Annotated in this window: 17 protein-coding genes and 1 tRNA gene; 13 read left to right on the top strand and 5 right to left on the bottom strand. The window is 40.3% G+C overall.

The window, feature by feature from the left end:
* Positions 1–67 precede the first annotated feature (67 nt).
* The gene (locus tag EJA10_RS16750) at positions 68–976 is read right to left on the bottom strand and encodes a VanW family protein (protein ID WP_125481174.1); all 909 of its coding nucleotides are present in this window, start codon (positions 974–976) and stop codon (positions 68–70) included.
* A 134-nt stretch (positions 977–1110) separates the two neighbouring features.
* Between EJA10_RS16750 and EJA10_RS16745 the strand changes: the two genes are divergently transcribed.
* From EJA10_RS16745 to EJA10_RS16695, 11 genes are all read left to right on the top strand, one after another.
* On the top strand, positions 1111–1593 hold the full coding sequence (locus EJA10_RS16745; protein ID WP_125481173.1) for a GNAT family N-acetyltransferase: 483 nt from the start codon (positions 1111–1113) through the stop codon (positions 1591–1593).
* A 111-nt stretch (positions 1594–1704) separates the two neighbouring features.
* Positions 1705–2052 (top strand): hypothetical protein, encoded by a 348-nt coding sequence (locus tag EJA10_RS16740; protein ID WP_125481172.1) that lies wholly within the window; start codon positions 1705–1707, stop codon positions 2050–2052.
* Between the two features lie 143 nt (positions 2053–2195).
* Positions 2196–2576, top strand: a complete 381-nt coding sequence (locus tag EJA10_RS16735) for a GntR family transcriptional regulator (protein WP_125481171.1) — start codon at positions 2196–2198, stop codon at positions 2574–2576.
* A complete protein-coding gene (locus EJA10_RS16730) occupies positions 2577–3476 on the top strand; it encodes an ABC transporter ATP-binding protein (RefSeq protein WP_125481170.1) in 900 nt (299 codons plus the stop codon).
* Complete coding sequence (locus EJA10_RS16725) at positions 3451–5412, top strand: DUF6449 domain-containing protein (protein ID WP_125481169.1); 1962 nt, start codon at positions 3451–3453, stop codon at positions 5410–5412. The genes EJA10_RS16730 and EJA10_RS16725 overlap by 26 nt, the downstream gene beginning before the upstream one ends.
* A gap of 71 nt (positions 5413–5483) precedes the next feature.
* Positions 5484–6005 (top strand): RNA polymerase sigma factor, encoded by a 522-nt coding sequence (locus EJA10_RS16720; RefSeq protein ID WP_125481168.1) that lies wholly within the window; start codon positions 5484–5486, stop codon positions 6003–6005.
* A gap of 102 nt (positions 6006–6107) precedes the next feature.
* Positions 6108–6806, top strand: a complete 699-nt coding sequence (locus tag EJA10_RS16715) for an ABC transporter ATP-binding protein (protein WP_125481167.1) — start codon at positions 6108–6110, stop codon at positions 6804–6806.
* Entirely contained in the window at positions 6796–8142 is a 1347-nt protein-coding gene (locus EJA10_RS16710) for an ABC transporter permease (protein WP_125481166.1), read from the top strand. Before EJA10_RS16715 ends, EJA10_RS16710 begins: the two co-directional genes overlap by 11 nt.
* Positions 8143–8290: 148 nt before the next feature.
* Complete coding sequence (locus tag EJA10_RS16705; protein WP_125481165.1) at positions 8291–8638, top strand: hypothetical protein; 348 nt, start codon at positions 8291–8293, stop codon at positions 8636–8638.
* A 120-nt stretch (positions 8639–8758) separates the two neighbouring features.
* Entirely contained in the window at positions 8759–10126 is a 1368-nt protein-coding gene (locus EJA10_RS16700; RefSeq protein ID WP_125481164.1) for an amino acid permease, read from the top strand.
* 38 nt (positions 10127–10164) lie between these two features.
* Positions 10165–10608 carry a YndM family protein gene (locus tag EJA10_RS16695; protein WP_125481163.1) on the top strand — a complete coding sequence of 148 codons (444 nt, stop codon included), beginning with the start codon at positions 10165–10167 and terminating at the stop codon, positions 10606–10608.
* 141 nt (positions 10609–10749) lie between these two features.
* Here the strand turns inward: EJA10_RS16695 and EJA10_RS16690 are convergent, their stop codons facing one another.
* The 3 genes from EJA10_RS16690 to EJA10_RS16680 all read right to left on the bottom strand — a co-directional run bounded on the left by EJA10_RS16690 (position 10750) and on the right by EJA10_RS16680 (position 13029).
* Positions 10750–11394, bottom strand: a complete 645-nt coding sequence (locus tag EJA10_RS16690) for a phosphatase PAP2 family protein (RefSeq protein WP_125481162.1) — start codon at positions 11392–11394, stop codon at positions 10750–10752.
* A 470-nt stretch (positions 11395–11864) separates the two neighbouring features.
* Positions 11865–11938, bottom strand: a tRNA-Arg gene (locus EJA10_RS16685).
* 272 nt (positions 11939–12210) lie between these two features.
* Positions 12211–13029, bottom strand: a complete 819-nt coding sequence (locus EJA10_RS16680) for a YitT family protein (protein WP_125481309.1) — start codon at positions 13027–13029, stop codon at positions 12211–12213.
* A gap of 163 nt (positions 13030–13192) precedes the next feature.
* Here EJA10_RS16680 and EJA10_RS16675 point away from each other — a divergent pair, with 163 nt between their 5' ends.
* Entirely contained in the window at positions 13193–13450 is a 258-nt protein-coding gene (locus EJA10_RS16675; RefSeq protein WP_125481161.1) for a DUF1292 domain-containing protein, read from the top strand.
* A 101-nt stretch (positions 13451–13551) separates the two neighbouring features.
* Positions 13552–14082: a GNAT family N-acetyltransferase gene (locus EJA10_RS16670; protein ID WP_125481160.1), complete on the top strand. Its 531-nt coding sequence runs from the start codon at positions 13552–13554 to the stop codon at positions 14080–14082.
* Between the two features lie 35 nt (positions 14083–14117).
* Here EJA10_RS16670 and EJA10_RS16665 read toward each other — a convergent pair whose 3' ends face one another.
* The gene (locus tag EJA10_RS16665; protein ID WP_125481159.1) at positions 14118–15008 is read right to left on the bottom strand and encodes a YitT family protein; all 891 of its coding nucleotides are present in this window, start codon (positions 15006–15008) and stop codon (positions 14118–14120) included.
* Between the last annotated feature and the right edge of the window lie 59 nt (positions 15009–15067).

Genomic DNA, 15067 nt, shown 5'->3' with positions numbered 1-15067 from the left:
CTGTAAATAACCAAAAATGGAGCAGGAACTAAAAAAAGGAAACCAGTTAACTGGATTCCTTGGCCAATCATATAGCTTCTTCGGGTATAAGTGTACTGCTGTCAGTACTCGGAACTTTCCGTTTTTCGATGTCGATCTCATCAGAGGAGTATATCATGACGATCATTTTTCCGGGATATGTTTTGGCCCTTATTAACACTGGCTGGTTGTACCTGTTTTTAAACGTGAAATCCGGTCCATACCAGCTGACGGTAGCATCCCTGCCAGGAGGGACATATGGGACCTGCTTGCTGTGTGAATAGCGCTCCAGTATCTTGAGTCCTGATCGATCGGCGGCATTGAAAAGGGTGGAGCTCACCTGGCATATACCTCCGCCGATACCCTCTGATAATTCCCCTCGTACAATGATGGGGGCAGGCTGGTAGCCTCTTGATGCAGTTCGCTTTCCAACCACCTTATTGAATGAGAAGGTTTCTCCCGGAAACACGACATGGTTGTTTATCGCTTCCGCAGCAAGAGCAATATTATGGGTTCGCTCCTTATTGCCACTGTTGAAATAGGTTATGTAATGTCCGATCAGCTTTGTCCGGATGTTTGCGATGATTTCACTGTCCACCTTTGGATAAACCGGTAAGGTTGGAATTTCCAGTCTGGAATGTTGCTTCAGGAAGAAATGATTCGTGAAATCCCGCTTGAATTTTTTCTGGTCTAAAACATAGCCGACTTTTTCTGGCAAGATCCTCCCGTAATCGTCAAGCCCCGCATCTTCCGGATCTTTCTTAACCTGAAGGGAAAGTTGTTTATTCAGTGTTTCAAGCATCGTGTGGTTAAGGATTGGGTACCCAAACCATGGGATGGAAAAATCGGATCTGTGAACCTCGACGACTGGCTCACCATCCCAGATGATTGAAATGTCATCTTCATTGTCTGCAGTACCACTGGATAGTATTAGTGCGAATGTAAGCAACCATCTCACCGTTTTCACCTCCCACTATATTATGGTTTTGTGAGTCTTATTTAATGTATCTTTAAAGAACAAAAAACTTCGAAAAGGGAATTAGGCCAAAGAAGGCGAATAAGTATTTTGAGAAAACTTAAAGGATAAATAGCATGGAATTATTGTTATCATTATTGACCTTAGAAGATGCCGAATCCTTATATTCGTTTGAGAAAAACAACAAAGATTTTTTTGAAAAGCATGTTCCTCCGCGTCCTGATTCCTATTTTGAACCGGAAGGATTTCAGTGCATTCTGGATGAATTACTTGCTGAACAGGAAGAGAGGAAGTCTTTCTTTTACCTGGTAAAAAACTATAATGGTGAACTCATTGGAAGAATGAATTTAGTGGATGTTGATTGGTACAAGGGAACAGGTGATATAGGGTATCGAGTAGGAGAAGAGTTTGGCAGAAAAGGATTTGCAGCTCATGCATTGAAATTACTTTGCAATGAAGCTGCACAGTTGGAGCTTAAAAAGTTAACGGCAAAAACAACTTTGAACAATATAGCATCACAAAAAGTATTGGAAACATGCCATTTCAAAAAAACGGGAATAGATGAACAAAATTTTATCCATTACGTAAAAACACTCTGAACATGGAGTGTTTTTTTTGAGGAAAAAATTTGTTGAAACCAATTGCAGAATTTTATTTAAATGTTATAATTTGTGTAAAAATACACTAATTGTAACAGAGAGGTTATTGTCATGAGGGATAATTTTAGTAAAGGGTTTTTGATATTTTTCAGTGCGTCAATACTGATTAATTCCATTAAGGTCTTTTGGTTTAGCAAAGACATCGAATTGATTGCAGGGGATTTATTGCATTTAATCCCAGCTTTAGCGCTTAACGAATTACTTGACAATCTCTTCTTTATGAAGGAATTCTTACTGGTTCCGATTGGCCTCACCGATGGATTAGTCGGAGGAATTACAGGATTAATAGTCGGTAACGTACTGTCTAAAGCTAATCTAAAGGGTTTTTTTTTATCCTCTTGTTATCAGTGCATACATACTGTTTCAGTTCGTTTTTTTACCTTTTATTCCTCTTTTTGAAAGTTAAGATTTGTAACTCACAGCTTTCTTAATTTCTCTTAAGAAATTATTAAGAAATTACCCTCTATCTTTTTGGAAGTAGTTGGCATATAATTTAACTGTATTAACAATAATAGTACACTTAGTACAGATTGGGGGTCATTATGTTTGAGCTTGACCTGAGAAGCCGAAAACCGATATACGAGCAGCTTGTCGACAAAATGAAGGAGCTGATCATGAATGAAGTGCTCAAACCTGATGAACAATTACCTTCCGTCCGGCAGCTGGCACAGCAGCTGACAATTAATCCAAATACAATCCAAAAAGCATACAGGGAGCTTGAGCTGCAGGGATTCATCTACTCTTTAAAGGGGAAAGGCAGCTTCGTCAACCCAATGGACGCTGGAAAGGATGCCGAAAAAATCATGCAAGTAAAGCTAGAACTTGAAAAATTGCTGCTGGAAGCCTTGTACCTGGGCATTCCTGCTGAAGAGCTCCATGGGCTTATTCGTGAATTAGACGCTTCAAAAGGGGGAGGCGAGTAAATGATTCAAATGATAGGAATCAACAAGACTTTTGATAAGCAGCCAGCTTTGAAAGATGTCCATTTGGCGATTGGCAGAGGGTCGATTTACGGTTTGATCGGATCGAACGGAGCTGGTAAAACCACGATCATCAAATTGCTTGCCGGGATTTACAAGCAGGATTCTGGTGAAGTTTTATGTGAGGGAAATCCAGTATATGAGACTCCAATGTTGAAAGAAAAAATCTTTTACATTCCCGATCATCCATATTTCTTTGCACATTATACAGTCAAGCATATGGCTCAATTCTATAAAAGCATTTATCCTTCATGGAATGAAAGCCGGTTTCAAAGATTAGCCGAGGTATTTGACTTCAGCATGAATAAGAAGATACATACCTTTTCAAAGGGAGTGCAGAGACAGGCTGCATTTTGGCTTGCGCTGTCGACCATGCCAGAAGTGCTGATTCTTGATGAACCGATGGATGGACTCGATCCGGTTGCACGCAAGAAGGTAAAAAACTTATTGATTCACGACGTCGCCGACCGGGACATGACCGTTCTGATTTCATCCCATAATTTAAGAGAAATCGAGGATTTATGTGATCATATCGGAATTTTGCATCAAGGTATGCTCTTGTTTGAAAAGGAACTGGATGATCTCAAATCCGATGTTCATAAAGTGCAGCTTGCTTATAAAGGGGATCCTCCTAAAGACTTGGGAGATAGCTTAAAAATGCTTCACTGTGAAAAACGAGGCAGTGTCATGCTTTGTATCATAAAAGGGAAAGAAGAAGAAATTGAGAAGGTTGTGCGTCTGACAGAGCCGGTCATCTTCGATATACTCCCGTTAACCCTTGAAGAAATTTTCATTTATGAAATGGGGGATATCGGCTATGCAGTCAAAAATGTCATTGTTTAATAGAGAAATGATTCTCCAGGTGGGCAGAAGTGTCGGGTGGATTTCCATCATCTATTTTCTCGTTTTATTTTTTGCAGTTCCTTTAAGGATGATGATGGATTATTCTGGTGAGAATTTTCGAACATTTATGACAGTCCGGAATATGTTTCAATTCGAATTTGAAATCCAGTTCATTATGCTGATCACTGTACCTGTCGTCCTATCGGTGTTTTTATACAGATTCCTTCATGTCAGGCAGGCAGCAGACTTGATGCACAGTTTACCTTTGAAAAGGGAACAGATTTACCATTTTTACACGCTGACTGGCATTGTGTACTTGATTGTCCCTGTCTTACTGAACGCCCTGATTGCATTCATTGTGCACAGCATTTATGATTTGAGCCTATTCATCAACCTGTCTGACATTTGGAAATGGGCAGGCACTGTCATCCTTTACAATCTTGTCTTTTATATAGCAGGCGTTTTTCTCGCCATGCTGACGGGAATATCAGTGGTCCACGGTGTCCTGACTTATATCCTGCTTTTATTCCCGGCTGGCTTCACACTTCTGGCCCTTTATAACCTGGGCATGATGCTTTATGGCTTTCCTAACGACTATTACCAAATCAGGAATTTGGAGTATTTATCACCAATCTCCCATTTGACTCTTATGGAAAGCAAGAGCTTAACAATCCAGGAGATTGCATTATACATTCTGCTACTGATTATTTTTTACTTCTTTTCATTGTTCATCTATAAGAAGCGTAAGGTGGAAGCAGCTTCAGAAGCAATCGCATTCCGCAGTTTAAAGTCCATTTTCAAATATGGAGTAGCATTTTGCATGATGCTCCTCGGCGGGATGTATTTTGATGCCATGCAAAATAAATTTGCCTGGCTGTTATTTGGCTATGCAGCAGGAGGGATCATTGGCTATTACACTGCTGAAATGATCCTGCAGAAATCATGGAGGGTATTCGGAAGGATCCGGGGTCTTGCCTATTTTGCCATTTCCATGGTGTTGGTGATTCTCGTTATTCAGTCCTTCGCTCCTTATGAAAAAAGAGTTCCTGCACTGAATGATATTAAAAGTGTGACCTATACCAATACCATTTACGTTGATCCAGACGAGCGGCTAGCTCCAAAGCCTCTATTCAATAAAGAAAACATCAAAGCAGTACGTAAGCTTCATGCAGACATCATTCGGAATGAGAAGACAAATGAACAGGACATGAAGTCCGGCGAAAACGTTCTGTTCATCTATGAATTGGAGAATGGAAGAAAAATGGTCCGCCAATACTCCATTGACCGATTTGACTACGAGACTCAACTGAAAGCGATATATGAATCCCAGGAATATAAACATTCGTCACAGGCTATTTTTAAAATAAAAAATGACGAGGTTCGTTCGCTTAGGATCACGAACTATAACAAAGAAAGTTTCCTGACGTTCTCGGATAAAGAGAAAATCGATCAGGTTATGACTCTCTTGAAAAAGGATATCGAGCAAGAGTCGTTTACAGTTGAATATTATCCAATCGGAAACCGCTCAAACATCGAGATCATGGTCGGACCTGTTGATAGTTACCATGTTGACTTGAAACATGACTATCAAAATATCATTACATGGCTTAGAGATCAAAATATGCTCGACCAGGCAATGGTCATGCCAGAGGATCTCGAGTATATCCTCGTCACGGACGAACGGATTAAACCTGATGAGTTCAAGGAATATCCTGAGGAAGAAATCATGAACAAAATCCTGAATGATCAGGATAATCTAAAAATTGAAGATGGGGCGCAAATCAAAATTGCGATGGAAAAAGCGGGGTATGGCTGGTTCAACGAGACACCATACACAGCCATTTTCGTTTATAAAAACAACAGTCAAAGAGAGATCCGAACTTTCACTGAGAAAGATGTTCCTGTATTTATCAAGGAACATTTTGAGAAGCGTTAAGTTTTTGCACGAGACAATACTTTCGTAACCAAATAATCGTTAGAGAGAGAAACAGGGCAAGGGGGATGGATATGAAGAACATTGACTTCGATGAGCTTTACAAATTATATAGTAAAAAACTCGGCCAAATCGCCTATAGCATCACAAAAGATCGACATTTGGCCGAGGATGTTGTTCAGGAAACGTTTATTAAGGCGTATAAAAAGTCAGATACGATTTCTGATACAAATAAAATCGGTGCATGGCTTGCGGCCATTGCAGCGCGGACAGCAATCGATTATTTAAGAGCAGAGAAAAGAAGGAAATGGCTTCCTTCAGACCAGAGCATCATGGAGCAGATCTTCAGCGATGCAGATTTCAGTCAATCGCTGGAACAAGAAGTGGAGATCCTTCTCTTCAAAGAGGATATCCAGCATATGCTGTTTATGCTCACTCATGAATATCAGCAAGTATTGATCCTCCGATTGCAATATGGATTAAAAGAAGATGAAATAGCCTGTAAATTGAATCTTAAATCCGGCACGGTCAAGACCCGACTCCATCGAGCCCGCAAACAGCTGAAAAAAGTCTTGACGGAGAAATATCCAGCCTAAACATGCTTTTAGGCGATTGGAATCCAATCGCCTAATTATTTTTGAATTATTATATGTTAAATTTAAACATTTTTTGTATTTTTTAGAAAAAGAGGTGCAGTTATGATCACGATTAAGCATTTAAGCCATGAATTTGAAATAGGCAAAAAAGGAAGCAAGTCCATTATCCCTGTACTTAAGGATGTTTCTCTAGAAGTGAAGAAAGGAGAGATCGTTACCATTGTAGGCAGGAGCGGCTCGGGAAAATCAACCCTTCTTAACCTGGTCAGCGGATTCATCAGACCCAAAAAAGGTGAAATCAGCATTAATGGAGTTCAAACCTCAACGTTGAATGAATCTAAATTCGCCGATTTCAGGATTGAACATCTCGGATTCATATTCCAAAGCTTTCAGTTGATTCCCAGCATGACCGCCTATCAAAACGTTGAGCTTCCACTCATTTTAAAGGGGGTAAAAGAAAGTGAGAGGAGGAAGCGGACAGCAGAAATTCTTGAGTTGGTTGGATTATTGGATTACCAGGATCACTACCCTGGAGAACTATCGGGCGGACAGCAGCAGCGTGTCAGCATTGCACGGGCGCTAATCGTCAATCCTCCAATCATACTGGCTGACGAACCCACAGGAAGCCTTGATTCAGATACAGAAGATGATCTATTAAAATTCATTAAAAAATTAAATGAAGAACTTGGCATTACCTTTTTAATTATTACTCATGATGAAAAGGTGGCCAGGATTGGCCACAGAACGATTGAATTAAGAGATGGACGGGTTTTAGAGGAGGTTTATGGATATGAAGCTTAAGGATCAGTTTCGATTTGTACAGCAAAACATGAAGAAGAACAAGACGAGGTTATTTATGACCATCCTGGCCACGGCAATGAGTGTAGCGTTTCTGATCGTTCTTGCTTCAGTCGGTTTTGGACTTCATAAATCAATTGTCAAGGAAACGCTCGAAAGGCGGATTGTCACTGAGATAGAAGTCCCGGGAAAAGAAATTGAATCTGGAGGCTTCAGTGTGTTAACCGACAAAGATATTACCTTCTTTGAAAAAATCGAGGATGTTAAGGCGGTTACAAGACGGAAAAACCTGCAGGATTATTCATTTGAAGTAGACACACACCAGACGTACGCCCAGGCAGTAGTAGCAAACATGCCAGCTGAAATAGCTGCCGGTCTGGAACTGGCTGCAGGCAGATTGCCTGAAAAGGGTAATGAGATACTGGTTGGCTATCATTTTGTTGAAAATCTTAGGCCTGCAGCAGAAAATGGCGAAGAGGTCTATGATGAACAGGGAAATATAAAAGAAGAGTTCCGATTTAAAGAGGATTTGATCGGCAAGAAGGTTACGATGAATGTTTTAAAGCTTGAAGAAGGAAAAGAATTGACGGAATCGCTTGAATTGACAATTGTTGGAATCCGTAAACAACCAACGAAGGAATGGGTATATGATCCACTTGTCTTTGTGTCGGAAGATGTCCTAAAAAAGGTAGAAGCATTCACAGGTACGCCACGAGGAATGATGAAAGATTCAAATAACGCTGATACCGACCCTCTTAGCATACCTGCCGACCAATATGATCATGTGAAGATTTACGCAAATGATATGGAATCTGTTAAAGCAATCACGACGGAATTAGAGGCTAATAATTATCCATCTTATTCTGTCATTAACGAGTTAAAGGATGTAAATGTCATGTTTACCATTGTCAAGGCAGGATTGATTTTCATCGGAACGATTGCCATTTTGATCGCATCGATCGGTATTTATAATACAATGACAATGGCTGTTACGGAGAGAGCACCCGATATTGGGATCATGAAAGCGATCGGTGCCAATCCAGGAACCATCAAAAAGATTTTTCTGCTCGAAAGCAGCTATATCGGTCTGATTGGGGCAGCAATTGGGACAATTGTCGCTTATGCCATCAGTTTTATCGTGAATTTTGGATTGCCGCTGATCATTAAACAGGCATTCGGAGAAGAACCGCCAGAAGGACTGATGTTCAGCCATATTCCTTTAAGTTTGCCAGTGATCAGCTTTGTTATCTGCTATTTTGTCACCATCCTGTCTGGCCTGCGCCCTGCTCAGCGGGCGACTAAAGTGGATGTTCTCCAGGCTATGAGGAGAGAGGTATAGATAAATGATCGACCAGTCGAATACGACTGGTTTTTTCTATGCACTTTTCCTAGGAAAAAACCGAAATCATGAATGAAACTATAATGAATAGTTTATCTAATTTCGGAAAAATCTAATCCTATCGATTAATTTACAGGGGGACTAGATCATGTCTGTCATCGTCTTTCAAACATTTGAGCTGAAGCAGGATAAATTTCCGGATGGAATCAAAAATTTGCGCTTAATCCAAAACTTCCGTAATGAGCACTATGATCACATAGTCGAGTTGCTGTCACCGATTACCGGGGAAGACCATACTTATGCACTGATTTCTACTTATGAAGGGCTGGCGGAGATGGAGCTGCAAAATAAGAAAATGTTTGAAGATGAAGAGTACAAGCAGCTCATAGGTGAGTTTTTCCTCGAAAACATCGTACAGGGAAGCATGTACACCCAGATGTATCGTACCATGACCGGTTTGAAGAGTGATTCAGAGTCTGAAGATAAAAAAAAGTAAAGGTTGAGGTGAAGTCGATTCCTTAGGTTTCGGCTTTTCTCGTTTTTGCAGTCTTTTTAAGTACATAAAAAAGTCCTCTTACTCGAATGCTAATAATTGTGAAGAAGGAGGGCAAGAGGTATGGACTTTTTTCTCCCGTCATCAAAATCCGGGAATGGAAATACTGGCAATGAAGGCGACTTAAAATGGTGGCAATTATCCTTGATTGGTGTAGGGTGTACGATTGGGACCGGTTTCTTCCTCGGTTCGGCAATTGGGATTAAAATTACCGGGCCCTCTATTGTGTTTTCATTTATCCTGGCGGCAATCGGTACATACGTAGTATATAATTTACTGGCAAAAATGACTGCTGAGGATCCACAGGAAGGCTCTTTTTGTTATTATGCCAAAAAGGCGTATGGCCAATGGGCTGGGTTCAGCTGCGGCTGGAACTATTGGAGTTCCAATATCTTGATCATGGGAAGCCAGTTAACAGCACTTTCAATTCTATCCCAATTCTGGTTTCCGAAAATCCCATTATGGCTCTTCGCAACTGGCTATGCGATTCTTTCCATTATTGTAGTCATAACTGGAAATAAAGGTTTTGACAAGGTGGAGGATTTATTGGCCATAATCAAGACTTCGGCAATTTTAATGTTCATTTTAATTGCAGCCGCTGCCCTTTTAGGCTGGTTCAACTTGGATACAAAGGATGTATTGATTCCAAACTCTCCACAAAAACTGTTCCCAGAAGGCTTCAAGGGTTTCTGGGCTTCATTGATTTATGCTTTTTATGCATATGGAGGCATTGAGGTTATCGGTTTGATGGCAACAAGATTGAAGAAAAAAGAAGATGCTCCTAAAGCAGGCGTAATCATGTTGATTTTGCTGGCGATTATCTATGTGCTCGCACTTGGTTTAGCCGTTATGATGGCCGCGCATGGTGCTTTTCACGAAAAGGAGAGTCCATTTGTCACGGCCTTAAAAAAATATGACTTAGCATTTTTTCCGCATGTGTTCAATGCAGCAATCATCATGGCTGGTTTTTCAACCATGACTGCTTCGCTATTTGGCGTCACGACATTGCTTGTAACGCTGGCAGATGATGGGGACGCCCCAAAGGTATTTTCTAAGAAAATCGAAAAATGGAAGCAGCTTCCTTTGCCATCACTCTTGCTCGCTGTAGTTGGACTCGTTGCTTCTATTATTACCGCACTGCTACTTCCAGGGAAAATCTATGAGTACATCACGACCGCAGCAGGGATCCTGATTCTATTCAATTGGGCATTCATCATCATTTCCTCTTTGAGAATCCTGGAAATGAAGGCATGGGGAAAATTCATCGCTTTTTTCGGGATCGCTCTTATTCTCGCAGCCATCAGCGGAACTCTAATGGAAGATAGCATAAGGATGGGTTTCTTTGTTAGCATCATAGTTGTAGCGATCATCGGAATGATTGCATTTCTTTTACAAAAAAAGGTATGGAATAAGCAACATGCAGCAAAATAATGTTATACCACAAACTATATAAGGAAGGGGCTATTGTTGTGAGACATCTAAGAGCAATCGTCATCAAGTTTTTAGCCAGTTTTATACTGCTGTTCATCATCTTTGGCCTAATGTATAACATGTCATTTACAAATGTATTCCTGATCTCATTGGTCCTTGGACTAGCATCATACGTCATAGGAGACCTGTTCCTTCTGCCAAAGACAAACAACACAATTGCAACATTAGCTGATTTCGGATTAGCCTTCATGATCATATGGCTGCTGAGTGAAAGCCTGACATACGGAGAAAGCCTGCTCGGCCCATCCTTCTTCGTAGCCGCAGGCATAGCCATCTTCGAATACTTCTTCCATAAATACATTGCAAGAAATATGACCGAAGACGAAAACAGAACAAACCACCAGCCAAAATACCAATACCAGACAGAAGCAGCACAAGAACTCTATCCAGTAAAACCCGACGTCAGAAGCGACGACGAGTGAAACAGAGGGACGGTTCTCCTGTTTTTGCCAAAACAGAGCGAACACAAGGACCGTTCTGCTGTATCATTATTAAATCTTAATACAAAACCACCAAAAAAAGAGAGCTGCCACAGCTCTCTTTTCATTCATTCATTCATTCATTCATTCTTTTACGTACACCGTTTCTGTCTTCCTGGCATATTTGAATTCAAACACCTCAAAAACAATTCCATAGATAAACGCTGTCAAAAATATTGAACCGAACATATCAAGGATATAATGCTGCTTTACGAAAAGAGTCGATACAATGATCATCGAGCCCATTACAGGAACGAAAAGGCGGTGGAATATGTGCTTTTTCCGGATATTGATATTGCCAAGAATGATAGCAAAAGTCGTCAATACGTGAATGCTCGGGAAGGCGTTATATGGCTGGTCATGGCTGTAAATCATCGCAACCAGGTCAATCATGATCCCATCACCAGTAAGCTGCGGGCGAGGGACAGTTGTCTGGAAAAAGAAATAAACAAGGAAGCAGATTAATTCGCCTATGACAATCATAGCAAGGGTTTTGACATAAACCCTCGTATCTTTGTACCAGAAATAAAGCAAATACCCCAAAATGAATGCATACCAGAAAATATACGGAAGAATAAATACAGGCAAAAACGGAATCAGACCGTCTAAATCAGTGGAAAGCGTGACTGCATCGCGAGGATTATTGTTTAGGACTTTATAGATCAATCCCAATACTGGCATGACCAGCAGTAATAATAAATACGGTATTTCTCTCTTTTTTTCCTTCATCAGAAGTCTCCTTTAACTCAGATGTTCATGGTGTATAAATACCACAAACCGCATTTTTTAATCCCATTTGGTTGATTGATATAGTAATAGCTAAATTTTGCATATTTACCTATATAGACGGAAAAGGAGTCTAATTAGTTCCTCTGACACTGAAAATTAAGGAATTTATCCACAAGCTCATTTATAATATATCTTTTAAACATTCTATTAAATAATCTTTCATATGGTAGTGTTGGAATGTGATAGGGGTTAGAGTGATGATCAGGAAGTGGGATTTCCGGAAAGGTTTCCTATTTGGTTTGAATTTTCGCTTGGAGTGTACAGAGAGCTATATAAGCTGAACAAATTCTGTAAGTGTCAACGATATGATTGAATCCAAAGAAAAGTTGCATCATAAAGCGGGAATGAGAAGGGTTCTTTTACACAACTTTAAAAAAATAAAAAACCTTGATAAAAATCAAGGTTTTAAGCGTCCCAGAAGAGATTCGAACTCCCGACCTACAGTTTAGGAAACTGTTGCTCTATCCTGCTGAGCTACTGGGACATAGTAGGATAATAATTCATTATTTGTGAAAGTTAATCAATCGTGATTTAATCCCGTCCTCATCTCGGCAGATAACTCAAGAAGATGCTCGATGAGTACGCTGATGCTTATTCAAGGAAGATAAGTCTGACGTGCTGAGCTATTGGGAAATGAATTAACATAATTACAGCGACTCAATTATTATAAGATGATTCCTGAAAAATTTCAAGATAAATTTTCCTTTAAATTTAGACTACCTGACAGGCAGCTTATTACTAGCTGCCTGCATTGGTTTATGAGTGCTGTTTTCGATGGAATAAACCCATGACTTCAAGCGTTTCCGTAATATTAACGAATGCTTCGGAATCGATTTCTTCTATTAAAGTTTTCACCTCTGTCAGCTCGTATCGGGAAATCACCGTGATAATGACATTGCTCTTCTCATTGGAATAGCCTCCCGTTGAATCAATGATGGTGACGCCGCGATAAACATTTTTAAGGAGGTGCTGTTTTACTTCTTCACCTTTTCTGGTAATGATCATCAATGTGAGTTTGACATGATGGGTGTGTACCTTATCGATCACTTTACCCAAGACGTAGATCGAAACGAGTGTATTCAATGCCGCGTCCCAGCTAAAAAGAAATCCGGATAATAAAATAACGATTGAATTCATTGCAAACAGCAAGGTTCCCATTGGAAAATCCTTTCGCCTTGCCAGGAGCATCCCGATGATATCGAATCCCCCGGAAGATCCTGCTGATCGGAAGATAATCCCGATGCCAAGGCCGCCGATTGCACCGCCAAAAATTGATGAAAGAATCGGGTTTTCGGCCAGCGGAAAAACCGGAATGACATAAAGGGTCACCGAGATCACCACCACTGAAAGGATCGTATAAAGGATGAAAGTTCTCCCGAGTTTTAAATACCCCAAAATTAATAACGGAAAGTTCAAGAGAAAATTAAATACGCCTGTATTGATCGAGGTGAGCATCGAAAAGATGATGGACAGCCCGCTGATTCCACTGCTCATGATTCCATGGGGGATTAAAAACAGGTTGAACGCAAATGATACAATTGTGGATCCAATAATAATTCCTGCAGCCTTCAAAATAGACTCCTCCAAAAATAGGTTCGTTAGGAATATTATATTAGTGAATAGAAAGAAGTAAATTTAATAGTTTATTTAAAATACATGAAGAATTTTGATTAGAGCTTCCTATTCATATCAAATTGAGAGAAAGGGAAAACTGAAAGAAACTAGTGGGGGTGATAATGTGGAACATGATTCAATCAGGGATTTAGTAACTGTCACAGATGAACAGGGCAATGAAAAACATTATGAAGTCGAAGCGTTATTTGAAATGAATGGCGATTCTTATGCGATGCTTAGAGGGGAAGAAGGCACATTGTTGATGAAGGTCGAGGAACAAGGAGATCAACAGTTTTTAGTAGGATTGAGCAGTGAACTTGAAAAAGCGAATTTGCTTGATGCCTATCAGATTGCCGTAGATGCTGCGCCAGCCGAAGATTGAAATAAGCCGCCCAATCTTGGGCGGCTTATTTCAATCCAGGCAGGAGATTTCATTCAGCAGAAAGAATTTAATTTGTATACCTTGTTTAAAGTGGAGGATTTATGGAATTTCCTGTCTTAGAAACAGAACGACTCATTCTTAGAGAATTGACAGAGGGAGATGCTGGCGACTTGTTCGCAAATTTTTCAGATCAGAGAGTAATGAAATATTATGGTTCTGAAGCAATGGAAAACATTGAGGAAGCGGTCGGACTCATTCACTCCTTTCATGTGAATTTCTGCGAAAAAAGAGGGGTGCGTTGGGGGATTGAAGTGAAAAGCAACGGCCTCCTGATTGGCACTGTTGGTTTCCATGCCTGGTCTGCAAAAAATAAACGTGCGGAGATAGGATATGAACTAAACACGCATTATTGGGGACAAGGCTTAGCCAAAGAGGCAATCAGCAGGGCTATGTCTTATGGTTTTAACGAAATGGGATTAAAGAGAATCGGAGCTGTCGTATTTCTTCAGAATGAATCATCGAATGAACTTTTATTGAAGCTCGGCTTTAGAAAAGAAGGCATCTTAAGAAGTTATATGATTCAAAATGGCATAGCTTATGATACAAATATCTATTCCAAACTTGCCGAATAAGGTTAAAAAAGGAAAGGGCGCGGCCCTTTCCTTTTTTAGTGGATATTTCTTTTTTTAAACCTGCCGCCACGCACTTCGGCAATATTCCCGACAGCAAGAAATGCTGTTTCGTCCAGTTCTTCTACAATCGACTTCAACTTTGCTTCTTCAAGTCTGGTGATCACACAAAAGATGACCTTCTTATCTTCTCCAGTATAAGCACCTTCTCCTGTTAAATAGGTGACTCCACGGCCGAGACGGGCAAGAATCGCTTCCCCAATTTCCTTATGCTGGTCACTGATGATCCATGCGGCTTTTGATTCATCCAAACCTGTAATCACAATATCGATTGTCTTGAATGCAATAAAATAAGCAAGGATTGAATACATAGCCCTGTCCCAGCCGAATACAAAGCCCGCTGTCCCAAAGATGAAAATATTAAAGAACATGATGACTTCACCGACTGAAAAGGGAAGTTTCCTGTTCGCAAGGATGGCCAGTATTTCTGTACCGTCCAACGATCCGCCATACCGGATGACAATACCGACACCAGCACCGAGAACTATGCCGCCAAACACCGTCGCAAGCAGCAAATCTTCTGTAAATACGGGCGCGCTATGAAGAAAGAAAGTAGTCAGTGACAACACACTAATCCCCAGCAGGGTGGATAATGCAAATGTTTTTCCAATTTGTTTGTATCCGATAAAGAAAAAAGGAATGTTCAGGATAAAAATAAAAAGACCGAGGCGCCAGCCCGTCAAATGAGAAAGGATAATTGAAATACCGACAATTCCTCCATCCAGGATTCGATTTGGAACAAGAAACTCCTCGATTCCGACTCCCATCAAAATAGCGCCAATGATAATGAAGAATATTCTTTTTGCCAGTTTTGTTTTGGTGATTCCTTTATGCTGCTGAATAATGGCCGCTTCTTGAATACTGTTCATTTTTTCCCCCTTATTCATTTCACTGTAAAAAACTATAGTTAATTTTACCACATACGAAA

The sequence above is a fragment of the Mesobacillus subterraneus genome, from assembly GCF_003937825.1.
In the GTDB taxonomy this organism is placed as follows: Bacteria; Bacillota; Bacilli; order Bacillales; family Cytobacillaceae; genus Mesobacillus; species Mesobacillus subterraneus.
Note: the sequence above shows the minus strand (reverse complement) of the source record. Positions and strands in the feature narration are given on the sequence as shown.

Coding starts and splice junctions, on each gene's coding strand:
- EJA10_RS16725 (WP_125481169.1), top strand. CDS start 3,451: ATGCAGTCAAAAATGTCATTGTTTAATAGAGAAATGATTCTCCAGGTG.
- EJA10_RS16740 (WP_125481172.1), top strand. CDS start 1,705: ATGAGGGATAATTTTAGTAAAGGGTTTTTGATATTTTTCAGTGCGTCA.
- EJA10_RS16665 (WP_125481159.1), bottom strand. CDS start 15,008: ATGAACAGTATTCAAGAAGCGGCCATTATTCAGCAGCATAAAGGAATC.
- EJA10_RS16670 (WP_125481160.1), top strand. CDS start 13,552: ATGGAATTTCCTGTCTTAGAAACAGAACGACTCATTCTTAGAGAATTG.
- EJA10_RS16735 (WP_125481171.1), top strand. CDS start 2,196: ATGTTTGAGCTTGACCTGAGAAGCCGAAAACCGATATACGAGCAGCTT.
- EJA10_RS16705 (WP_125481165.1), top strand. CDS start 8,291: ATGTCTGTCATCGTCTTTCAAACATTTGAGCTGAAGCAGGATAAATTT.
- EJA10_RS16720 (WP_125481168.1), top strand. CDS start 5,484: ATGAAGAACATTGACTTCGATGAGCTTTACAAATTATATAGTAAAAAA.
- EJA10_RS16690 (WP_125481162.1), bottom strand. CDS start 11,394: ATGAAGGAAAAAAAGAGAGAAATACCGTATTTATTATTACTGCTGGTC.
- EJA10_RS16745 (WP_125481173.1), top strand. CDS start 1,111: ATGGAATTATTGTTATCATTATTGACCTTAGAAGATGCCGAATCCTTA.
- EJA10_RS16730 (WP_125481170.1), top strand. CDS start 2,577: ATGATTCAAATGATAGGAATCAACAAGACTTTTGATAAGCAGCCAGCT.
- EJA10_RS16700 (WP_125481164.1), top strand. CDS start 8,759: ATGGACTTTTTTCTCCCGTCATCAAAATCCGGGAATGGAAATACTGGC.
- EJA10_RS16710 (WP_125481166.1), top strand. CDS start 6,796: ATGAAGCTTAAGGATCAGTTTCGATTTGTACAGCAAAACATGAAGAAG.
- EJA10_RS16715 (WP_125481167.1), top strand. CDS start 6,108: ATGATCACGATTAAGCATTTAAGCCATGAATTTGAAATAGGCAAAAAA.